This is a genomic window from Sphingomonas sp. PP-CE-1G-424, assembly GCF_004341085.1.
Lineage (GTDB): Bacteria > Pseudomonadota > Alphaproteobacteria > Sphingomonadales > Sphingomonadaceae > Sphingomonas.
This window is the reverse complement of sequence record NZ_SLXW01000004.1, coordinates 515,599-535,515: the sequence shown is the minus strand read 5'-3', so window position 1 is coordinate 535,515 and position 19,917 is coordinate 515,599. Positions and strand designations below refer to the sequence as shown.

The following is a 19,917-nucleotide window of genomic DNA, read 5'->3' as shown; positions in this document are numbered from 1 at the left end:
GTAAGGATTTCGCGGAGCGGGACAGGCCCAGATATTGCAAAACAAGCTTGGACACGGCCGATCTCCGTCAGGCCGCCCCGTCCTCGACATACTGGAAAAACCGGAAATCGGCGGGGCGTGCGGTCCCGGCAAGATCCTGGCAGGCCATGCCGACAAAAGTTCCGGTGAAGTTCGGCAGACCGGGCAGCGTCGCCTCGTCCGACAGGAGGCTGGCATCGAATGTCTCTGGCAGCCACTGCCAATAGGCGGCAGGCGTCACCCGAAAGCCGAAGTTCAGCCGTTCGTGATCGACGCTCGCACGGAGTTCGATCGGTCCGGGCGGAAGCGCCACGGGCGACGTCAATGTACTTCGTCCCTCGCCGATCGGCAGGACGGACAGGACCTGAAGCTGACGCTCGCCCGCGTCTCCTGCGGTGACGTGCAGGAAGACGTATTTGCTGCTGTTGTAATAACAGATCAGCCCCGCCGCCTGCTGGAAATGCTCGGGATCGAAGTCCATCAGCGTGCGGACGTCGTAACGGAACGCCTGCGGTCGGCGCGCGACCAATGCCTTATGGAAGTGACTGCCGATCGTCTCGCGACCGAACAGGCGCAGATGGCCGGGTCGCTCGGTAAGGCTGAAGAGATAGTCGGGGTACGGCGTGCGAAGCCATTGAAACGCCTGCGGCAGCACCGGCAAATCGAAAACGTCCAGTGCGCGAACGGGAGTTTCGACGACGGTATCGGCGAGCGGCTCGGCACTGCGCAGCCAGCCATCGTCGTCCCAGCGCATCGGCCGGATCGCAGTCTCGCGCCCCAGCACGCACCGGTCGCTGTCGGGCAGCGGCCGGCCGCAAAGATACGCCATCCACGTCTGGCCGTCGGCGGTTTCAACGAGATCGCCGTGACCAAGCCGCTGCAACGGCGCGTCCGGGCTGTCGCGGGCGGTCAGGACGGGGCCATCAGGATGTACCGCATAGGGCCCGAAAAGGTTACGCGCGCGTGCCATCACGACGGCGTGCCCGCGCCCCGTGCCGCCTTCTGCGACCAGCAGGTGATACCAACCGTCGCGCTTGTAGAGATGCGGACCTTCGGTAAAGCCGAGCGCAGTTCCTTCGAAGATCATGCGGCGATCGCCGATCAGGCGGCCCGCTGCGAAGTCCATCTCCTGCGCGACGATACCCGCGAACCGCTGGCGATCGGGGCGGTGATCCCACAGCATGTTGAGCAACCAGCTACGGCCGTCGTCGTCATGGAACAGCGCGGGATCGAATCCGCTGCTGTTCAAATGTACCGGATCGGACCAGTCGCCGTCGATCCGATCACTCCAGACCCAGTAATTATGAAAATCACGGAGCGAGGCTCCCTTCGCGCCGTCGACGGTAGTGCGGCCATAGCGCTTCACATCGGTGTAGATCAGATGGAAGCGGCCATCCTTGTAGCTGATGTCGGGTGCCCAGACGCCGCAGGAATCGGGATCGCCGCGCATGTCGAGTTGCGTTGGTCTCGACAGCGGCCGACCGACCAACTGCCAGTCCGTCAGGTTGCGGCTGTGATGGATCTGTACGCCCGGAAACCATTCGAACGTGGACGTAGCGATATAATAATCCTCGCCGACGCGCACGATCGAGGGATCGGGGTTGAACCCGCGCAGGATGGGGTTGGCCGGTGTCATACGATGTGAAGTCATGCGGTCTTTCGCACCATGGTCCAGAGCAGCGCCGCGCCGACGATATCGAGCAGCCCCAGCAATATGAAGAAAGGATGATACCCGACCTGATCGACGAGCGCGCCGAGCGTCAGCGTGAAGATCAGAACACCAAGATTGGCCGCGGTTCCCGATATACCGGTCGCCGTCGCCACCTGATCCTGTGGGAACAGGTCGGAACACAAGGTGATGACGGTGACCGACAGCGTCTGATGCGCAAACCCGCCCAAACACAACAGCGCGATCGCGGCGATCGGGCTCGTGACGCTGCCGACGAACATCATGCCGGTCATCATCACCGCGCCGAGCGTGAAGGCGCTGCGCCGCGCATCGATCAACTGGACCCCGCGGCGTTGCAGGAACGCGACCACGGCGGGGCCGAACAGGCACCCTAGATCCGCAGCGAGAAACGGCAGCCAAGCGAACAGCGCGATCTGCCCCAGATCGAAATGGCGCGCCTGCACCAGGTAAAGCGGCATCCACAGCGACAGCATGCCCCAGACCGGGTCCGCCAGGAACCGCGCGGCGGCGATCGCCCACAGGTTCCGACGCCGAAGCAGTTCTCCGAGCGGCGGTCGGCGCCGACGCTTCACCAGTTCGGCTTCCTGCCCCTCGACGATCAGCGTCCGTTCGCCATCCGACAGCGCGCGGTGCCGCCCGGGTGGCGCATACCAGAATAGCCAGAGGACGACCCATGCCAGCCCCAGTCCGCCAGCGACGAAGAACGCCGCCCGCCAGCTGTGATTGAAGACCGCCCAAGCCACCAGAGGTGGCGCGAAGACCGCACCGAACGAGGCGCCGATCTGGTATAGGCCGCCGGCGATCCCCCGTTCGCGTGCCGGAAACCACTCCGCCACGAGCTTCATGCCGGCCGGCTGCGCGGATCCCTCGACCAGTCCCAATGCACCGCGCAGACCGGCGAACCCCATCCACCCGGTCGCGAAGCCATGTCCCAGCGTGATGAGCGACCAGATCGAGACGAACAGCGTGAAGCCGATCTTCAGCCCGATCAGATCGAGGAAATAGCCTGCCACCGGCTGGAACATGATGCCGAACTGGAATGCGCCGGTGATCCAGGAATATTGCTCGGACGAGATGTGCTGCTCGGTCATGATCGCTGGCGCTGCGACCCCCAGGATGCTGCGGGTCAGATAGTTGATGACCATCGCGCCGACGAACACCGCGACGATCGTCCAGCGAATATAGGGAAATCGCTTCATCCGCCTGCCCTGCCTAGTAGCGCTAGCATCATACGATCGAGCCTTGCTATGAGGGTCGGCAACCCGTCGCAACGATAAAGTTCGTGGCGGTCCGATACGCTGCCGTGCGTCGCTCGCATGGTGATCCGGACGACAATCCGGCGGGTGGCGCGGATATGCATTGACCCCCAACCTGCCGACGATGCACGTCGGGGCATGACGACGAGTTCCGAAGCCGAAACCCCGTATACAGCCAAGACGATTGGCACCCCTAAGTCGGCGGCTGGGTAGAGATACGCATGCAGCGCTCTCCCTCTCGGCCTCGCGGGGCGACCGTCATCGATGTCGCCAAACGGGCCAATGTATCGCCGATGACCGTGTCGCGGGTCATCAACGGCGACGCAGGCGTGCGTGCCGAGACCCGCGCGCTGGTTACCGATGCGATCGCCGAACTCCACTACACGCCCAATTTGACGGCGCGCAATCTGGTCACCTCGCGCGAGGTCCGGATCGGCGTGATCTATTCCAACCCCAGCGCCGCGTTCATGAGCGACCTGCTCGCCGGTGTGTTCGAGGAAGCCTCGATCCACGCCGCGCAGTTGATCCTGTTGAAGGGCGAGAACGGCAAGCCACCGACCCGATCCGCGGTCGAGGGGCTCATCGCATCGCGGATCGGTGGCATGATCCTGGCGCCGCCGCTCGGGGAATCCGAGATCATCCGCGCGATCGTCGCGGACGCGAACCTGCCGCTCGCCATCGTCGGCGGCGTTGCACCCGGCGCGATCTGCGTCGGCATCGACAACCACCGGGCGGCCTACGACATGACCCGCCATCTGATCGGGCTCGGCCATCGCCATCTGGGCTTCGTGCTGGGGAATCTCGACCAGTCCGCCGCGACCGAACGTCTGGCCGGATTCCAGACCGCGATACAGGAGGACGGCGCACTCGAAACGCAGATCGTCCAAGGCGATTTCAGCTACGCCTCCGGTCTGATCGCCGGCGAGACGTTGCTGGCCGGGTCGCGACCGCCGACGGCCGTCTTCGCGAGCAACGACGACATGGCCGCTGCGGTAGTCTCCGTCGCGCACCGCCGCCACCTCGATGTGCCGAGCGACCTGACCGTCGTCGGGTTCGACGACAGCACGGCCGCGATCACGCTCTGGCCGCCGCTGACGACGATACGCCAACCGGTCCGCGCGCTGGCTGCGGAGGCGCTGCAACGGCTCATCCAGGCGATGCGCCAGGACGGGGGCACCGGGAGGGCTATGGCCAAGTCTCACGTTCTCGACCATGTGCTCGTCGAACGGGAATCGACCGCCCCTCCACGCGCGATCACCCAGACGATTTGAGCGTCCACGGTACGGCGGGTCAGCCCGCACCGCCTGCCGATCTCGATACCGAACCATAAACACCAGCGTCGGTCTGGACCACGGGAACCATCGTGCCGTCGGGATTGTAGCGAAGATGCTCCACGGTAACCGCGCGGCGCCCGATCGCGCCATTCAGTTCGCCGATCGCAAGCGACGCGTTGTGCAGGAACAGATACCAGTTACCCCTGAACTGCGCGATGCCCGGATGGATCGTGAAACTGTACTTGCCCGACCCCGTCAGCAGCCCACGATAGGTCCAAGGTCCGGCCGGCGACGGCGCGGTCGCATAGGAGACGTGCTCGTCGCGCTGCGTCGCACGATCCAGCGACGCGTAGGTCAGGTAATACAGCTTTCCCCGTTTGTGCAGCCACGGACCCTCTTCGAAATGCGGCGGCGTGATCTCATGGATCGGACCGTCGATCTCGATCATGTTAGGCTTCAGCTTGGCGATGTAGCATTGCCGGTTGCCCCACGCGATCCAGGTCGTCCCGTCGTCGTCGGTCAGCACGGTGGGATCGATATCCTCCCAACTATGCGTCCCCTTCGGCGTCATGGCATTGGTGATCAGCGCCGATCCCTTGGCATCGACGAAGGGACCGGTCGGCGTGTCCGATACCGCGACCGCGATCGCCTTGCCCGGATGCGTCTTGTCGTGTTCGACGGCCGCGTAGAACCAGTATTTGCCGTTCTTGGCGATCGCCTGTGACGCCCATGCGTCCTTCTTGGCCCATTTGAGGTCGGCGACGTTCATGATCGCGCCGTGATCCGTCCACGTCTTCATGTCGGTGGTCGAATAGACCAGCCATTCCCGCATGTTGAACATCTCGTCGCGTTGCGCTTCGTCATGCCCGACATAGAGATACAGCGTATTACCGACGACCAGCGGCGCCGGATCGGCCGTGAACTTATCCCGGATGATCGGGTTGCCGCCGCGGACGGCGGCGGCGGGCTCCCGGCCAGGGGCCGCCCCGATCGACGAGCCGCCGATCGTCAGGGCCGCGAGCGTGACGGCGAGACAGACGCGAACTCGGCCCGTGATCGATGTTCCTGATCGATGCTGCATCACATGCTGAACCGGACGCCGACGCGGAACGTACGGCCATAGACGTCGTACAGTTGAGGATTGACGAAATACGGGGATCTGGCCGGATCCTTGTCGAACACGTTGTCGACCTTGAAATAGCCGGTCACCTGCTTGGTAAGGTTATACGTGCCGCCGACGTCCATGTAGAAGGCGCCCGGTATAAAATTCCGATCGATCGTAGGGTGATTGTTCGTCGACGCCGGGCAATTGCCGGGCGAACATTGAACATATTGATGGCCAAGCACCCCGTCGCTGAACCAGCGCTCCTGCAGCAACAGCGAGAAGTCGTCATTGGCATAGGTCTGCGTCGCCAGCCATTTCCATTCGGGCGTGCTGCCGATGTTGACGCCGGCCGTATCGTTGGGGATCGTTCCAGGCAGCCCCGTATCGGTCACGAACTTGCGGATATTGGTCGCCAGCGCGCGCAGCGTGAAGCTGCCCGGCAAGCCAAGCGGACGCCGCCAGCGATAGCTCGCCTCGATATCCAGGCCCTCGGTGTCGATCGATGCGAGGTTGAACGCCTGGACGTTGATGAAATTGGGCCCTGCCGGGTTGTTGAGATTGAATGCACCGCAGCTTTCCGGAAGGATGTTCTGGAAACATAGGTTGACGATATCCGCCGCGCCGAGGCTGGAGATTACGTCCTTGATCTTGATATGGTAGTAATCGACCGACAGGCTGAGACCCGGCAGCCACGACGATCCGGAAAATGCGATGCCCGCGGTGGTGTTACGCGCGATCTCCGGCGTGAGCGCGGTGTTGCCGATCGTATTCTGGATCGCGAGCACGTTGACGTTGCGGAACGGATCGAAAAATCCCGGCAGCGTGGTCGTCACGGGAGCCGCGAACAACTCCGACAAGTTCGGCGCACGGACATCGCGAGAGGTCACGCCGCGTAAGCGCAGGCCATCGACCGGCAGGTCCCAGGTTCCACCGAGCTTCCACGCCCAGACGGTGCCAGACGTGCTGTAGTCGGTCGCGCGGATCGCGCCGTTTATCGTCGCGCGTCCGGTCCCCTTTGAATTGAGGATCGGCACGTCGGTTTCGACGAACGCTTCTTTGACGCTGTAGGCACCGCTGCCATTCTTGTAATTGCCCGCATACCAGTTGTTGCCCCCGGCGAGCAGCGTGGGATCGGCGGGATAGTCGGGCGTGTTCGGCGTAGCGCCGGTGCCCGCGCCGTAAGGATCGGCCCGCACGGTATAGAATTCATGCCGGAACTCGCTGCCGAAAGCGAACGAGACGGGCCCCGCCCAAAGACTGAATGGAGAGCCGGAGAAGTTGACGCTGACCACGTCCTGCGTCTGGCGGGTCCGCTGGTACGGGCCTTTGTCGGGCATGATGTAGCCGAGCGCCCCCTGCGACGGATTGCCGCCGAATATGTTGAGCGGCTGACACCCGTTCGCGCGCGCGATAGGATCGGCACACACGATCGCCCCGTTGATGGTCGTCGCATTGATCGCCTGGTTGAAGCGGTTCGACAGCAGCACATTGTTGACGTCGATATTGGAATAGTTCGTGCCGTGCTCGTAATACATGTCGTAGGTCCAGTCGGACCCGGCGACGGACTGACGCCCCTTGGCGCCGGCGACGAACCGATACTGGCGACGATCGGTATAGACCTGCGTGTTGCCCAAGGCGGCGTTGCTCGTGCCGTATTGGAAGTTCGTGATCCCCGCCGTGGTGCAGGCGGCCTGGACCGAGGCGGGTACGAACGGATTGGCGCACTGGATCGTCAGGTTCGGACGGTTCTGGCCGCCGACCGGCTGGTTGTTGGTCTTCACCTGACCGATATTGGCAGTGAAATAGATCTCGTTGTCGGGCGCCCAGTCGAAGCCGATCCGACCGTAATTGTTCACCCGCTGAAGCCGCGACTGGAGCGAGCGCCCGGCATCGACGTTGCCGGACAGGTCGCCGCCGATACAGAAGCCGGGCAGGCAACCATTGACGTTCCCTGCCGCGTCGCGCGCCGGGGTGCCGTTCGAGCCATATTGGAACTGAAACGGGTTTCCGGCCTGATCGAACGCGGTTCCCTGCAGTGGCCCCGCCGTGATCAGTCCGAACTTGGTATAGTTGTAGGACTGAGCGAAATCCCGGAACTGATATTGCGGCGATCCGTCGTTCAGGACGTTGCGGTTGATCAAGGTCGATTGCCGGAACCAGTCGCGTCCGCCGGACAGTTCGGTGCCGAAGTCTCCGCCGCCGATGCCATTCTCATGCGCGTATTCGGTACTGGCGACGATGTGCAGGCGATCATCGAGCAAGCTCGTTCCAGCGGCGAGCTGGAGAAGGACCTGTTCGTTGTCGCCGTAGGTCGTGATGCCCCCCTGGACGTTGCCCTTGACGCCCTTGAACCGGGTATCGGTGATGAAATTTACGACCCCGCCAACCGCATCCGATCCGTAGGAGGCCGAGGCCCCGCCATTGACGACGTCGACGCGCTTAATGAGAAGCTGCGGGAACAGGCTTACATCGGGCACGCCGGTGACGTTGGCACCAACGACGCGCTGACCATCGATCAGCGTCAGCGTGCGTATCGCGCCGACGCCGCGCAGCGAGAAGGAACTGAGCCCCTGCGTGCCGCTCGACGTGCTGAACGTACCGGTGCTCGTGCCCGTCGATCCCTGCAACGACGGCAATTGGGCGATCGTGGTGAAGACGTTTGGTTGCGCGTTGGCGGCAATGGCGTTGGCGTCGATCACTGTCGTCGGCGTTGGCGCGGTGAAACCGCCGGTCGTGATCCGCGATCCGGTGACGACGATGTCTGCCGAAGACGCCGGTTCGGCCGTGGCAGGATCCGACGCTGCAGGAGCGATTTGCTGAGGAACCGCCGTCGTGACAGTGCCGTCGGGCGCCACGGGGGACGGCGCGGCAGACCCGCCCTGCGCTTGTGCCCATGCTGGCATAGACAGCATGCATGCGGCCATCGCCATAAGGCTGGTGGCGCCAATCTGCCGTCCGCGTGCGCGCAACGTCCTCGACCCGATTGCCATCGTCATCCTCCCATTATCGTCCAGCTTTAGTCTGGTAACGTTACCACGCCTTTTTCCTCCTTTGCGCAGCCCTGTCAATAGTCCAACAAAACAGGACCAGCGCTGTGCTCTATTTTAGCTTGTGGGCGCACCCCCTCGAAGTCCGCACGACTCGTCAAGTGCCGAACCCGAAACGGATATGATCACTCGGCTATCTCGATCGCTGCGATCGTGCAGGAAATGGGTCTCCCACGAACCATCGCGCTGCAGATGCAATAACGATTGCCATATATCCACATCGCATATTACTAATGCGCCGGAAGGATATATGGGGTCACATGAACGAGACCGAGTTCCTCGATGGATATGATACAAATCGGTACGAGCGCCCGTCGGTCGCCGTCGATCTGATACTGGCCAGCGTCGTCAACGGCAGGCCCGCCGCGTTGCTCATGCAGCGCCAGGAGCATCCTTGCTTGGGCGCGTGGTCGCTGCCCGGTGGGTTCGTCCGCATCGACGAGAGTCTCGATGCCGCGGCACACCGCGTGCTCGCAACCAAAGTGCGGATGGCGGACGCGTATGTCGAGCAGCTCTACACGTTCGGCACGGTCGACCGCGACCCCCGCACCCGGGTGATCAGCGTGGCGTATTTCGCGCTGCTTCCGCCCGATCGCTTTGCCGCCGCACTAAAGGCCGCGCCCGACCTGACGCTGGCCGAACTCGTCGTCCCTTGGTCCGGCGAGACCGGTGGCCCGGTCGCGGCACGGTCGCAGGATGGCGACGCGCTGCCATTGGCGTTCGACCATGCCGACATGCTCGGGCTCGCGATGCTGCGGCTGCGCGGCAAGCTCGATTATTCGGATGTCGCCTACGCGCTGCTGCCCGAGCGCTTCACGCTGCGGGCGCTGCAGGACGTCCACGAAACGATCCTCGGGCGATCGCTCAACAAGCCCGCCTTTCGCCGCCGGATGCTCGCCACGAACACGCTGGTGGCGACCGGCGAACGCGAGACCGGTGCCTCGTTCCGTCCAGCCGAACTTTTCCGTCATCATTCGATACAGGAGTAACCGTCATGGCCTCGATCAAGAACCTCGGTTTCCTCGCCCAATTGCGCAGCGATGCGAGCAACCACGTCATCCGCTACTGCAGCGGCAAGGTGAAGCAGAGCGGCCGCGGGCTGGTCTTCTGGTTCCGCCCGGAGACCGCGAGCATTGCCGAACTGCCGATGGACGACCGCGAGATGGCGATCTTCGTGAAGGGTCGCAGCCAGGATTTCCAGAGCGTGGCGATCCAGGGAACTCTGACCTGGCACGTCGCCGATCCCGAACTGCTCGCGTCGCGCGTTGACTTCAGCCTCGGCCTGCTTACTGGCGCCTACAAGAGCGAGCCGATCCAGCGGATCGAGACCCGGCTGGCGGGGCTCGTCAACCAGGCGGCGCTGCAATATCTCGCGCAAGGCTCGGTGCGGGCGCTGCTCGACGCCGGTCCCGAGCCGCTGCGTCACCAGCTCGAAGCTGCGCTCGCCAACGATCCGGCGCTGAACGAAATCGGCATCGCGGTCACTGCGGTTCGCCTGACGAACCTCGCGCCATCGAGCGAACTCGAACGCGCGCTCCAGACCCCGACGTTCGAGGCACTCCAGCAGAAGGCTGATCAGGCGACGTTCGAACGCCGTGCGCTCGCGGTCGAGAAGGAGCGTGCGATCGCCGAGAACGAACTCGCCAACCGCACTGAGCTTGCACGCCGCGAGATGCTGCTCATCACGCAGGAGGCAGAGAACGCACGCAACCGCGCAACCGGTCTGGCCGAGGCGCAGCAGGTCGAGGCGGGGGCGGAAGCCGAGCGCATCCGCACGGTCGAGAGCGCCAAGGCGGAAGCGGAGCAAGCCAGGATGACGATCTACCGCGACCTGCCGCCCGGCGTAATGCTCGGACTCGCCGCGCGCGAGCTGGCGGGCAAGCTCGATACGATCGAGCATCTCAACATCACGCCCGACCTGCTCGCGACCGTGCTCGGCGAATTCCGCAATGCCGCGGCTGCCCCGGCGGCGCAGACGGCGCTGCCCCGCTGATGGCAACCAACGCCCCGCGCGCGGTCTTCGTCACCCGCGAGACCGACTATGACCTCCTGCTCGCGCGGCACGCGACGCGTGGGCAGGCGAAGTTCTTTCTGGAGACGCGGGGCCAGGACATCGACGCGATCGAGGATCGGCACCACCGCTTCCACGCCACGCTGCAGGAGGCCCGCTCGTTCGTCCCCGACGACTGGCGCCAGGCAAGCGTCGCTCGTGCCGACCTCGATCGATTCCTGTTCGGCCCGGAGGACGTGATCGTCGCGGTCGGGCAGGACGGGCTAGTCGCCAACGTCGCGAAGTACCTAAACGGGCAGCCCGTGCTGGGGCTCAACCCCGCTCCCGATTTGTACGACGGCGTCCTGGTACGCGTGCCGCTCGCACGCCTGTCCGCGTTGCTGCCGGCGAGCGTCGCGGGTGCGGCGCCGGCCGAGCAGCGGACGATGGTCGAGGCGCGATTGGATACCGGTGAGCGGCTGCTGGCGCTGAACGAGGTGTTCGTCGGTCATCGCAGCCACCAGTCCGCGCGCTACCGGATCACGTGCGGCGACCAGGCCGAGGATCACTCGTCGAGTGGGCTGATCGTCGCGTCGGGAACCGGGGCGACGGGCTGGGCCCGCTCGATCATGGAGGCAACGCATGCCGCGCTCCCCCTCGATCCCCAGGAGCGCGCGGTCGGCTTCTTCGTGCGCGAACCCTTCCCCAGCGTGGCGACCGCGACCTCGCTTCGGGCCGGCAAGCTCGCGGGCATGCCGCTCGCGGTCACGTCGCGGATGAACGACGGCGGTGTGATCTTCGCGGACGGCGTCGAACAGGATTTCTTCGCCTTCGACTGGGGCCGCGGCGTCACCATCGCCCCCGCCACCCGCACCCTCCATCTGATCACCGGTTGACGGCGCGCCGCGGTGATAGCAGCCGCGCGCCGCGGGGGCGCGGTCCCTATCGGGTGGTACGCAACATCGCGCGATCACCGCGGACGATAGGCGTCAAGTCGTATCGGGTGCCGCGGGTCTGCACGCGTGACCTTTCGCCCGTCGGAGACCAATGCCTGAGCATTCGGTCCAGCGTCGCTGTTCAGGCGTAAGGATTCGAAGATGCGGTTCTGCCACACGAACGACCGCAGCGCCGTATCGAAACGGAACGTGGTGAAGTCGGTCCAGTGTTGGCCGCACGCGACCCCGCTCTCGAGCGTGAAGTAACGGCCCTTGATCGCGATATGCCCGGCGTCTTCGATCGGGTCGCATTGTCCGCCTTCGTCGCGACGCAGCACGATGCGGTCGTTACGGTCGATCAGCTTGGCGACGCCGCCCGCAAGGCGATAGACCAGCAATGGACGAGCGGGCGCTTTTCGTACCGCCGCCCCCGGCTGTCCGCCTTCGTCGGGCCGCGCGACGACAACGATGCAGATCGGCTGCGGTGGGTCCAAAGTACGACTGCAGGACGCCACGCGTACGATATATCCGGCAGGCAGCTTGGCCTTGACCGCATTGGGAAGCGCAACCGGTTCCCACGCAGCGGCCGGCGCGGCACCCGTGGCAAGCAGGAGCGCAGCGGCAAGGCGCACGGGAACGCTCACGCGCGACAGGCTGGTCGTCGAAGCGCAGTCCGGATCGGGCAGGACGGTGAGAGATGGGATTTGGGCCATGGGATCGATCATGCCGGGGATATCGATCGAACCCAAGCCGATATTCTGCAGCGGCGCCAGTCGGCGATCTGATGCCACGTTGCGAACGGTGCCGGCGCATCGCAGGCCATTTGCGGCATTGCTAAAGCGTCTATACGAGCAGGGCGGACTGCCCTGCTCAGGCAGCAGCCGGAATGACGAAGACCACCGCCAACCAGCCGTTCATCTGGATCGGCGGGTGCCGTCGGTACACCCTGTCACCGAGGTTGAGCGCCGCTCGTGAAGGGTACAGCGAGACGATACGGATCGTCTGTTCGGGTGCAGGCGCGAGCATTGCCGAACGGACCTGACGCCGTGGGTATTTTACCGTTCCCCGGCACGCGGAAGCTCGGAGCCTTATGGAGCGGTGGTCGCAGCCGGCATCGGCTGATCGCGCTGCCGCGCTTTGAGTTCGCGCAGAAAGCCGTGAAGCACCTCGGTCGACAGTCCGTGCAGCACGAGCCGGAAACCGGCACCCAACGTCGAGAAGGGCACGAGCGGGTGGCGATTGTTGATCATCGCCAGATGCTTTTCCTCGCCCGTCAGCCGCGCCACGTAGAGCCCGATCGTCTCGTCGAGCTGTAACGAATTGGCGGCGCGCCAGAAATCGCGATCGGTCAGCAGCATCGCATAGGCCGGCGTGTAAAGCTCAATCGCGGTCTGCAGATCGACGATGTTGAGGCGGCCGTTGGGCAACGGATCGAGCACGATCTCGTCGGTGATCGCGGAGAAATCAATCCTGTCGACGCGCGCGACGCTGGTGCCGCGTCGTTCCAGCTCGCGATTGAGGCCGATGAGATAATTGTAGATGTTGAGATCGTGATTGAGGAACAGGTCCTCGCGCACATCGTCGATCCGACGCGGCGTCATGGGTTTCAGCGGCGGATGGAAACCCGGCGTGGCATTGTCCGAGATAAACCGCAGGACCTGCGCACCCAGGTGGAAGTGACGCAGGATCAGCAGATTGGCGTCGCGCGACAGGAAATGCTTCATGCCCAGTGCGATCGACCGGTGCAGGAACTTGGGCGCATGGGGCCAGCGCGGGCTGATCGTGTGGACCAGCTGGGCGAGGATGATCGTCAGCCGCGCGAACGGCCGCACCAGCGGAAGCAGGAACTGGCGACAGCGCGAGGATTGGTCCCGGATCAACGCCGCCTTGGCTATGGGCTCGAACGGTAGCGAGCGGTCCAGCGCGAGCGCCAGCCAGGGATCGGGATCGTTCGGATCATGGCCGGGGACGGCATACTCAGCCATTGTCCAGCTCCTCGAGCTGCAGTCGGTACAGCCGCGCCACGATTTGCGCATGGCGGACGATCGCCGCGGATGCCGCCACGCCGCCCGACTCCACCGCCAGCGTCAGCGCGTGCTCGAACTCGGCCATGTGCACGACGTCGTTCTCGCCATGATACCGCAGGAACGTGAGCGCATCGGGCGCGAGGTCGAGCTGTGCGGCAAGCTTGTCCGCCCACGGTCCGGCCAGGCGATTGCCCAGGCTTTCGATGATGAACATCGCGCCGAGCAGACCGACCGGGTCGGGTTGCGATGCCGCCTGATACATGAACGCGCTCAGTGCCTCGGTCCCGATATTCTTGGGCGCCGCCCGGATCTCCTCGAGCGTGCCACCGGCGGCGACGTAATTCTGTTCGAGCAGGCGATAATCGCGGTGCTCGGCGGCGGCATGGGTGATGAACATCGCCCGCAGGTCCTCGTGCGCCGGACCGAAGCTGGACGCGGCGCGACTGATCCAGCGACCACCCTCGACCACCTGTTGACGCAGGTTGCGCAGCAGGCTGCGATACTCCTCGAGGCGCAGGCGCCCACCGGTCAGACGCGCGATCACCGGCACCTGGATCAGCGCGCTTTCGAATTCTATCCAAACGCGGGCGAGGCCGCGGTTGGTCGCTTCGATCTGGTCGGTCATGCTCATCTATCCCCCTCCACCACGGTCAACGCCGCATACGCCATCACGCACTGGCCGCTTTCCGGCACGGCGCACAGGATTCGTTGACCGGGTACGAGCCGCCCCGAGCGCATCAGGTCGTCGAGCAGCAGGAACAGCGCCGCCGCACCGACATTGCCCTTGTCGTAGAGGTTGGTGAACCACCGGTCCTCGGGAATCATGCACCCTGCCCGCTCGGCCAGCCGGACCATCTCCTCGCGCAACGAATGCGCGGAGAAATGGCACAGGAACCAGTCGACCTTACCCGTGTCGACCTTGCCTTCGTCGACCAGCCGCATCAATTCGCCCAGCCATACCGGCAGCATCCGGTGCAGTGTGTCGACGTCCTGTCGCAACTGAAACGCGCCGGCGCGCGCGGCAGCCTCGGCGCCATCGTGCAGGCTCCACGGCAGGACCGCGCCGCTTGGGCCGGGCGCGCTGCCGCCGGTCATGCACGGGCCGAAACGATCGGCGAAGGAGCGCACCGATATCCAGTCGATGCGCAGCGACAGGCCGCTCTGTGCCGGCCGATCCTCGACGACCAACGCAGCCGCGCCGTCGCTCAAGGTCCAGCGCAGGAATTCGGCGTCGGCAGGCAGCGTGCCGTCTTCGCCTAGCGTGGCCGTGCCGCGATATTGGCCGGGGCGAAAATAGCGGCTGGCAAACTCGGCACCGACGGCAATACCGGCGCGGTGCTCGCCCGCACGGATCTGCAGCGCGGTCGATTTCAGTGCCATCATCGCGCTTGCGCAAACGCTCTGCAGGCTCGCGATTTCCAGCGGCGGCAGACCCGACGCGGCGTGGACACCGCTTGCCAGCCCGGGCACCAGCAGATCGTTCTGCGTCGTCGCGGTGGCGAGATAGCCGATCTCCCGCCGGTCGATCTCCGCGTCCGCTAGCAGCGCGCGAACCGCCTCCGCAGCAAGAGTCGCCAGCGTCCAGTCGGTGGTGCCATCGGCCCGGATCGCATAATGGCGGGTGCGAATGCGGTTCTGCCGCAGCACCAGCCGTCCCAGGCGATCCGATTGTGGGGACAGGTGGCCGATATGATCGCCCATCATCGCGTTGCTGATCGGGGGCCCAGGCAAGAACTGGGCCGTGCGAGTGATGAAGGCGTCGCGCATGACGTCATCATGGCGCGGTCGCTTATCTTGGGTCAATGCGGCATATCGGCACGGACGACTGTTACGGCGGTATCGATGTTCGGACACGTTTCAAACGGCAGGGAAGTTTCCGCATGACTATCGCCGGGTTCAAGAGCGATCCGCAGGCCGCGCCGGAAGACCGGGTATCGTGATCGCCGTGCTCACCGTGACGCTGCTTGCGGCCTCCCCGCCAGCCGCGGCCTTTCCGCTAGATTGCGCCTATGCGGCGCAGGGCGGCGAATTGGAACCACACGGGCCCTGCGCACGGATCGCGGATGACGTCCCGCATATCGACCCCGCACATCTCGCCCGGATGACCTTCGAAGGCGGTCTGGCGGAGGTCCGGATAGGCGGTGCCGGAACCGGCGGCGGGATCGCCTATGTCAGGCGCGACGGGCGAGCCGTGAGCGTCTTCATCCTCGACAACGGCGCGGACTATTTCAAGGAGGGGCTGGTACGCGGACTTCGCCACGGCAAGCTCGTCTATTATGATCACGCCCTGCGTCCCGTTATCGTGACCGGATATGACTGGGGCTATCCGTTCGATCATGGTCGGGCCGAGGTCTGCACCGGATGCAAGGAGCACAGGCTCGACGACGAACATTCCACTATGGGCGGCGGACGTTGGGCCGTGATCGACCGCAAGGGGCGTGTGCGCGCTACAGCGCGCCGACCATGATGACGGTGCGGCGTTCTACATGACCGTATGAGCAGTCCTATCCGCGCAGGGATAGGACCACGCCTTCATCGAAACCGTAAAGCCGCCGCTTGCAGTGATCCCATCGCCCTCGACCGCGAAAAAAGCGTAGCGCGGCGGCCCGGTCCTGCCTGTCTCAAACCAGCTGGAAGCCTTATGTTCAAGCAGCCGGCCCTGCATACATCGCTCTGCTGATGCCATGCAGCGTGACGATGCCGGCAATCACCGTATCGTCCAAGCTGCCGCTGCAAAGTCTTTGTCGAATTCCCCAGCGCGTGCTTCTGATCCGGTCGGTGCGGCTGTAGACTGCGGAAGTTGGTACGTCGGGTCGAACGTCTGCTCGTGCTCAAACCGCCGCCCGTATGCCCCCCGTCGACAGGATACGCGACAATGCCTGCTCTTGCTGCCGCTGCGATCTGCATCGCTGTAACCCAACCGTCCTCGCCCGGCGAGGCGCTGGAAATTCCGCAGATGACGCTGCCCGCGTTACCGAAACCCGGACGTGTCGCCGCCTCCGCCGCAGGCTTCGCCCCGCCCGGGTGGAAGGTGGAACGATCCGTGCGAGCCGACGTCGACAAGGACGGCCGTCCCGATATCGTCGCGGTGCTGAGGGGTACGGACAAACGTTGCGTGATCGGTAATGATGGCGGAGGAGGGCCGCTCGATACCAACCCGCGCGTGCTAATCGCTGCGGTTGGTGCTCCGGCTGGATACACGCTGCGGGTCGTCAACGCCGCCGTCATCCCGCGGCTCGAAGATCCGTATATGGACGATCCACTTGGCGAGGACGGCCTGACGGTCAGCGCCGGCATCATCCGTCTTCGGCTGGGTGTCTGGCGCAGCATGGGCGGCTGGGGGACCAGCACCAACACCCTGTCGTTCCGATGGGACGGCGCGCACTTCCGGCTCATTGGCTTCGACCGCGACTACACCCACCGCGGCAGTGGCGAGACCGAACTGTTCAGCGCGAATTATCTGACCCACCGGGCCAAGGTCACGACCGGCACGATCGAGGACGAAACCCTCGGCAAGGTCCGCTGGAAGACCTTGCCCGCGCGTGCGGTGCCGACGCTGGACACGATCGGCGATGCCCTGGAATTTGCGGAATCGCAGCGTTGAGACCTATCGCCTAGCCGAGCGCGGCATCCTCTTCGTCGGATGCCGCGACGCCGCCCCAGTCGATCCGACGGGTGGCGTACATCACGCCCGCCAGCGCAGCGAACAGCATGCCCGAGCCGATCAGCAGCGAATAGGCTTCGAGGCTGAGCAGAACGTAAAGGACCGCGTAGAGCCCGGCGAGCAGCGCCGCGACCACGCCCGCGCGCCGCCAGCTGTGCAGGATCGCCGCAGAATAGCTGCTGATCAGCGCGACGACCGCGAGGCTGGCGACCAGATAGGCGCCGAGGAACCCGATCACTTCGGCGAGCGCCAGCAGCAGAATGAAGAACAGCACCAGTCCGGCGCCGATCAACAGATAGGCGACGCCCGGCACCGGCGCGCCGCCGATGATGTCGAACATCAGCAGTGCGAGGAATGTAAAGCCGATGAACATGAAGCCGTATTTGGTCGCGCGATTGACCTGAGAATAGAGATTGATCGGATCGAGCAGCCCGATCGTCACCGCTTCGTCCGCCCCCATCTCCTGCTCGCCGATCGTCACGACCGGCCGGTTCAGCGCAAGATTGCCGATCTGCCAGTTCGCCGGAAACGCCGATGCTCCTGGTGTCCGGTTCGGCAGGAAGGCCCCGGTGAACGACGGGTGCGGCCAGGCGGAGATCGCGTCGATGCTGGTCTGTTCGGCAGAGGGCAGGAACGAGAGTTCGTCGCTGCCACGCAGATCGAACGCGACATCGAACATCAACGCCGCGTTTGCTACCCCGACGCCTGCCGCGATCGGCCCCCGCCCGGTGAAGCCGCTGCCGCTCGTCGTCGCCAGGCTGGCCCCCGGGATCAACGGTAGCGTCCGGCCGTCGACGCGGATCGCCGGCCGCGACCCCGCCAGTCCCTTGGCGTTGCCGATCCCGACGCGGATCTCCGCATCCGCCAGGCGCAGGCTGTCCGGCGGGATGTTCAGTGTCGCGAAGTCGGGCAGGCGAAACTGGCCGGCGATCTGGACGCGCGAGCGATAGACCACCGCTTCGTAGATCGAGCGATGCCGCCGTTCCGCATCGATCCTCGTGCGGATCGCCGAGCGCGTCGGCGCGACGAACAACAGTTTGTCCTCACGATCGGTCCGTCGGACGGTGCGCCCACTTTCGACCGCATCGCGCGTCACCACGCGGCTGAACGGAATGACCAGGAACGGCCCGGCGATGCGCTGCGGGCCACCCCAACCCTCGACGATCGACGTGCGCGCGACCTGCGACTGGCTCTCGCGGTCATAGACCAGCAGGTAGGTGGCGAAGAGCGGTATGGACAGCAACAGCCCCAGCAGGATGGTCATGGCGAGCTTGCGCCCCGGCGTCGTGCGCTTCGACGAAGACGAAAACTTGATCATGATACCCCCGGCGGTCTCGACCGCTGTCGAAGATCCTGAATTGAACGTCGCTGTTCGTCAATCGGAAGTGGTCCTGTCGACACCATCGCTACCTCGAGAGAAATATCCTTGGGTACCACCATCAGTTCATCCTGATCGGTACCTTGGTTGCCGAACTGACATCGTTTCCGCCGCCCGCGCTCGCCGCGAACGCCCAACGACAAGGGTACGGCGTGCTTGCGGCTCGTGGAGGAAAGCAACGTCGAGGTCGACGGCGCTGTCGTACTGCAACCTTGCGCATCTCCGCGTAGCTCGGCGTGATCAAGGTGAGCCGCGAAGTCGACACGGCCCCGCTGCGCGCGGCTCTGACAGAGGTGCCGATTGTCGCGCCGGCGTAGCGGCGTTCACCGCTCACGCAGCATCGCGCGCAGCGCACGCGTCCACAGCCAAGCCATCATCAGGCAGAAGAGGGTCAGCGTACCGCCAAAAATAATCGACAATACCTGCCCGACGTCGTCCGCGGCGGGCATGCGCCCCTCCAGCGCCATACGCCGCAGCAACACCGCATTCTCGGCCAGTTCGAAGCCGTGCTCCCTCATCCTGGCGCGCATCCACGTCGGCAGGCGCGCCATCAAAAGTGCCCCCTCGATCGGAGGAACCGGCGGATTGGCTTCGGGCCCGGCTCCGCTGGCAGGATAGCTTGCCAGCATCACGACGGTGACCGGATCGGTCGGGGATTGGCCTGGCGCGCGGAGCGGCAGGTAATCGTCCTCGTAGCTGCTCGTTCGCGTATTCCAGCGCCGTAGCCATGCCTGATCGTAACCCGGCAGCGCGTCGGCTAGCCGTGCATAGCGTGGCATCTCGCCCCCACCTTTGCTGGCGAGTGCCGCTATCGTCAGCCTCGGCAACGATCTGCCCGCATCTGGTGGCGTCCGGCCGAAGAGGACATAGCCGGCCGCCGCGGCCACGGCGAAAACCCCCGCCGCGATAAGCGCACCTGCGCGGTTGCGGCGTAAGGACCGCGCTTTCTGCGTGCTGTTGGGCAAGCGCGACCGCCAGTTTGGATTGCGTTTCGGATCGAGCGCGTCCTGCATGCCGCACAGAAACGAGCGTTCCGGACGGCGGGGAAGCCACCGCAGGACCGCATGCGGCAACCAAAAGGTGAGCGCGACCACGGGGAGCGCGACCACGGGGAGCCCGGCCACCGTGACGCTATCGTACCCGAACAGACGATCCACGAGCCCCTCGCTCCAGGCGAACGGACCGATCTCGAAGATCGCACCGATGATCAGCATGGCCACGCTTGCCAGCAGACCAAGATAGAGCGCCCAAGCACCCAGCCTTGCCCGTGCAGGGTCTAGCGCGTCGCTTGGCATAGACGCGGAATCGCCCGCAGCAATGGCCGACCATGCGGCCTTGGTCGCCGGCTGGTTTCGACGCGGGTTCGAGTTCGGGGGTCGCATCGTTCAAGTCTATCGCCGTTCCATCCCCGAGCAAGACCAGCGGTAATGGTAGGACAGGTCCTCCCGGCAGCCACTGACTCGTCAGCATGATCACGCTGTAGTAGGCTACCAAACAGGCCGCCGTGAGCTTAGCGGACGTTTTCGAACATCC

Annotated in this window: 18 protein-coding genes; 7 read left to right on the top strand and 11 right to left on the bottom strand. The window is 64.7% G+C overall.

Annotated elements, in window-relative coordinates; translation table 11 throughout:
• Nucleotides 1–67: 67 nt before the first annotated feature.
• Together C8J43_RS16555 and C8J43_RS16550 are read right to left on the bottom strand one after the other, a co-directional pair.
• A complete protein-coding gene (locus C8J43_RS16555) occupies nucleotides 68–1,669 on the bottom strand; it encodes a glycoside hydrolase family 43 protein (protein ID WP_243645624.1) in 1,602 nt (533 codons plus the stop codon).
• The gene (locus C8J43_RS16550) at nucleotides 1,666–2,907 is read right to left on the bottom strand and encodes an MFS transporter (RefSeq protein ID WP_133031808.1); all 1,242 of its coding nucleotides are present in this window, start codon (nucleotides 2,905–2,907) and stop codon (nucleotides 1,666–1,668) included. The genes C8J43_RS16555 and C8J43_RS16550 overlap by 4 nt, the downstream gene beginning before the upstream one ends.
• Before the next feature lie 278 nt (nucleotides 2,908–3,185).
• Here C8J43_RS16550 and C8J43_RS16545 point away from each other — a divergent pair, with 278 nt between their 5' ends.
• The gene (locus C8J43_RS16545) at nucleotides 3,186–4,235 is read left to right on the top strand and encodes a LacI family DNA-binding transcriptional regulator (RefSeq protein ID WP_133031807.1); all 1,050 of its coding nucleotides are present in this window, start codon (nucleotides 3,186–3,188) and stop codon (nucleotides 4,233–4,235) included.
• 19 nt (nucleotides 4,236–4,254) lie between these two features.
• Here C8J43_RS16545 and C8J43_RS16540 read toward each other — a convergent pair whose 3' ends face one another.
• Together C8J43_RS16540 and C8J43_RS16535 are read right to left on the bottom strand one after the other, a co-directional pair.
• On the bottom strand, nucleotides 4,255–5,319 hold the full coding sequence (locus C8J43_RS16540) for a glycoside hydrolase family 43 protein (protein WP_133031806.1): 1,065 nt from the start codon (nucleotides 5,317–5,319) through the stop codon (nucleotides 4,255–4,257).
• On the bottom strand, nucleotides 5,319–8,339 hold the full coding sequence (locus C8J43_RS16535) for a TonB-dependent receptor (RefSeq protein ID WP_243645622.1): 3,021 nt from the start codon (nucleotides 8,337–8,339) through the stop codon (nucleotides 5,319–5,321). Before C8J43_RS16535 ends, C8J43_RS16540 begins: the two co-directional genes overlap by 1 nt.
• Nucleotides 8,340–8,650: 311 nt before the next feature.
• On the opposite strand from C8J43_RS16535, the gene C8J43_RS16530 reads away from it, so the two are divergent.
• The 3 genes from C8J43_RS16530 to C8J43_RS16520 are packed head-to-tail and all read left to right on the top strand — an operon-like array spanning nucleotide 8,651 to nucleotide 11,276.
• Nucleotides 8,651–9,379, top strand: a complete 729-nt coding sequence (locus tag C8J43_RS16530; RefSeq protein ID WP_133031805.1) for an NUDIX domain-containing protein — start codon at nucleotides 8,651–8,653, stop codon at nucleotides 9,377–9,379.
• Between the two features lie 5 nt (nucleotides 9,380–9,384).
• Entirely contained in the window at nucleotides 9,385–10,383 is a 999-nt protein-coding gene (locus C8J43_RS16525) for an SPFH domain-containing protein (protein WP_133031804.1), read from the top strand.
• Nucleotides 10,383–11,276, top strand: coding sequence for an NAD(+)/NADH kinase (locus C8J43_RS16520; RefSeq protein ID WP_133031803.1), 894 nt, complete (start codon nucleotides 10,383–10,385; stop codon nucleotides 11,274–11,276). Before C8J43_RS16525 ends, C8J43_RS16520 begins: the two co-directional genes overlap by 1 nt.
• A gap of 74 nt (nucleotides 11,277–11,350) precedes the next feature.
• On the opposite strand, the gene C8J43_RS16515 is transcribed toward C8J43_RS16520, so the two are convergent.
• From C8J43_RS16515 to C8J43_RS16500, 5 genes are all read right to left on the bottom strand, one after another.
• The gene (locus C8J43_RS16515) at nucleotides 11,351–12,040 is read right to left on the bottom strand and encodes a hypothetical protein (RefSeq protein WP_133031802.1); all 690 of its coding nucleotides are present in this window, start codon (nucleotides 12,038–12,040) and stop codon (nucleotides 11,351–11,353) included.
• A 145-nt stretch (nucleotides 12,041–12,185) separates the two neighbouring features.
• A complete protein-coding gene (locus C8J43_RS21940; protein ID WP_165899649.1) occupies nucleotides 12,186–12,341 on the bottom strand; it encodes a hypothetical protein in 156 nt (51 codons plus the stop codon).
• Nucleotides 12,342–12,403: 62 nt separating this feature from the next.
• Nucleotides 12,404–13,300, bottom strand: a complete 897-nt coding sequence (locus tag C8J43_RS16510; RefSeq protein WP_133031801.1) for a hypothetical protein — start codon at nucleotides 13,298–13,300, stop codon at nucleotides 12,404–12,406.
• A complete protein-coding gene (locus C8J43_RS16505) occupies nucleotides 13,293–13,967 on the bottom strand; it encodes an iron-containing redox enzyme family protein (RefSeq protein WP_207893422.1) in 675 nt (224 codons plus the stop codon). The genes C8J43_RS16510 and C8J43_RS16505 overlap by 8 nt, the downstream gene beginning before the upstream one ends.
• Nucleotides 13,968–13,969: 2 nt before the next feature.
• Nucleotides 13,970–15,109, bottom strand: a complete 1,140-nt coding sequence (locus C8J43_RS16500) for a 3-oxoacyl-[acyl-carrier-protein] synthase III C-terminal domain-containing protein (RefSeq protein ID WP_133031799.1) — start codon at nucleotides 15,107–15,109, stop codon at nucleotides 13,970–13,972.
• Nucleotides 15,110–15,144: 35 nt separating this feature from the next.
• Between C8J43_RS16500 and C8J43_RS21935 the strand changes: the two genes are divergently transcribed.
• The 3 genes from C8J43_RS21935 to C8J43_RS16490 all read left to right on the top strand — a co-directional run bounded on the left by C8J43_RS21935 (nucleotide 15,145) and on the right by C8J43_RS16490 (nucleotide 16,946).
• Nucleotides 15,145–15,282: a hypothetical protein gene (locus C8J43_RS21935; protein WP_165899648.1), complete on the top strand. Its 138-nt coding sequence runs from the start codon at nucleotides 15,145–15,147 to the stop codon at nucleotides 15,280–15,282.
• Entirely contained in the window at nucleotides 15,279–15,809 is a 531-nt protein-coding gene (locus C8J43_RS16495) for a hypothetical protein (protein WP_133031798.1), read from the top strand. Before C8J43_RS21935 ends, C8J43_RS16495 begins: the two co-directional genes overlap by 4 nt.
• 408 nt (nucleotides 15,810–16,217) lie before the next feature.
• Nucleotides 16,218–16,946 carry a hypothetical protein gene (locus C8J43_RS16490; protein ID WP_133031797.1) on the top strand — a complete coding sequence of 243 codons (729 nt, stop codon included), beginning with the start codon at nucleotides 16,218–16,220 and terminating at the stop codon, nucleotides 16,944–16,946.
• 10 nt (nucleotides 16,947–16,956) lie between these two features.
• Here C8J43_RS16490 and creD read toward each other — a convergent pair whose 3' ends face one another.
• Nucleotides 16,957–18,324, bottom strand: coding sequence for a cell envelope integrity protein CreD (gene creD / locus C8J43_RS16485; protein ID WP_133031796.1), 1,368 nt, complete (start codon nucleotides 18,322–18,324; stop codon nucleotides 16,957–16,959).
• 383 nt (nucleotides 18,325–18,707) lie between these two features.
• A complete protein-coding gene (locus C8J43_RS16480) occupies nucleotides 18,708–19,679 on the bottom strand; it encodes a hypothetical protein (RefSeq protein ID WP_133031795.1) in 972 nt (323 codons plus the stop codon).
• Between the last annotated feature and the right edge of the window lie 238 nt (nucleotides 19,680–19,917).

Coding starts and splice junctions, on each gene's coding strand:
- C8J43_RS16555 (WP_243645624.1), bottom strand. CDS start 1,669: ATGACTTCACATCGTATGACACCGGCCAACCCCATCCTGCGCGGGTTC.
- C8J43_RS16550 (WP_133031808.1), bottom strand. CDS start 2,907: ATGAAGCGATTTCCCTATATTCGCTGGACGATCGTCGCGGTGTTCGTC.
- C8J43_RS16545 (WP_133031807.1), top strand. CDS start 3,186: ATGCAGCGCTCTCCCTCTCGGCCTCGCGGGGCGACCGTCATCGATGTC.
- C8J43_RS16540 (WP_133031806.1), bottom strand. CDS start 5,319: ATGCAGCATCGATCAGGAACATCGATCACGGGCCGAGTTCGCGTCTGT.
- C8J43_RS16535 (WP_243645622.1), bottom strand. CDS start 8,339: ATGACGATGGCAATCGGGTCGAGGACGTTGCGCGCACGCGGACGGCAG.
- C8J43_RS16530 (WP_133031805.1), top strand. CDS start 8,651: ATGAACGAGACCGAGTTCCTCGATGGATATGATACAAATCGGTACGAG.
- C8J43_RS16525 (WP_133031804.1), top strand. CDS start 9,385: ATGGCCTCGATCAAGAACCTCGGTTTCCTCGCCCAATTGCGCAGCGAT.
- C8J43_RS16520 (WP_133031803.1), top strand. CDS start 10,383: ATGGCAACCAACGCCCCGCGCGCGGTCTTCGTCACCCGCGAGACCGAC.
- C8J43_RS16515 (WP_133031802.1), bottom strand. CDS start 12,040: ATGATCGATCCCATGGCCCAAATCCCATCTCTCACCGTCCTGCCCGAT.
- C8J43_RS21940 (WP_165899649.1), bottom strand. CDS start 12,341: ATGCTCGCGCCTGCACCCGAACAGACGATCCGTATCGTCTCGCTGTAC.
- C8J43_RS16510 (WP_133031801.1), bottom strand. CDS start 13,300: ATGGCTGAGTATGCCGTCCCCGGCCATGATCCGAACGATCCCGATCCC.
- C8J43_RS16505 (WP_207893422.1), bottom strand. CDS start 13,967: ATGACCGACCAGATCGAAGCGACCAACCGCGGCCTCGCCCGCGTTTGG.
- C8J43_RS16500 (WP_133031799.1), bottom strand. CDS start 15,109: ATGCGCGACGCCTTCATCACTCGCACGGCCCAGTTCTTGCCTGGGCCC.
- C8J43_RS21935 (WP_165899648.1), top strand. CDS start 15,145: ATGCGGCATATCGGCACGGACGACTGTTACGGCGGTATCGATGTTCGG.
- C8J43_RS16490 (WP_133031797.1), top strand. CDS start 16,218: ATGCCTGCTCTTGCTGCCGCTGCGATCTGCATCGCTGTAACCCAACCG.
- creD (WP_133031796.1), bottom strand. CDS start 18,324: ATGATCAAGTTTTCGTCTTCGTCGAAGCGCACGACGCCGGGGCGCAAG.
- C8J43_RS16480 (WP_133031795.1), bottom strand. CDS start 19,679: ATGCCAAGCGACGCGCTAGACCCTGCACGGGCAAGGCTGGGTGCTTGG.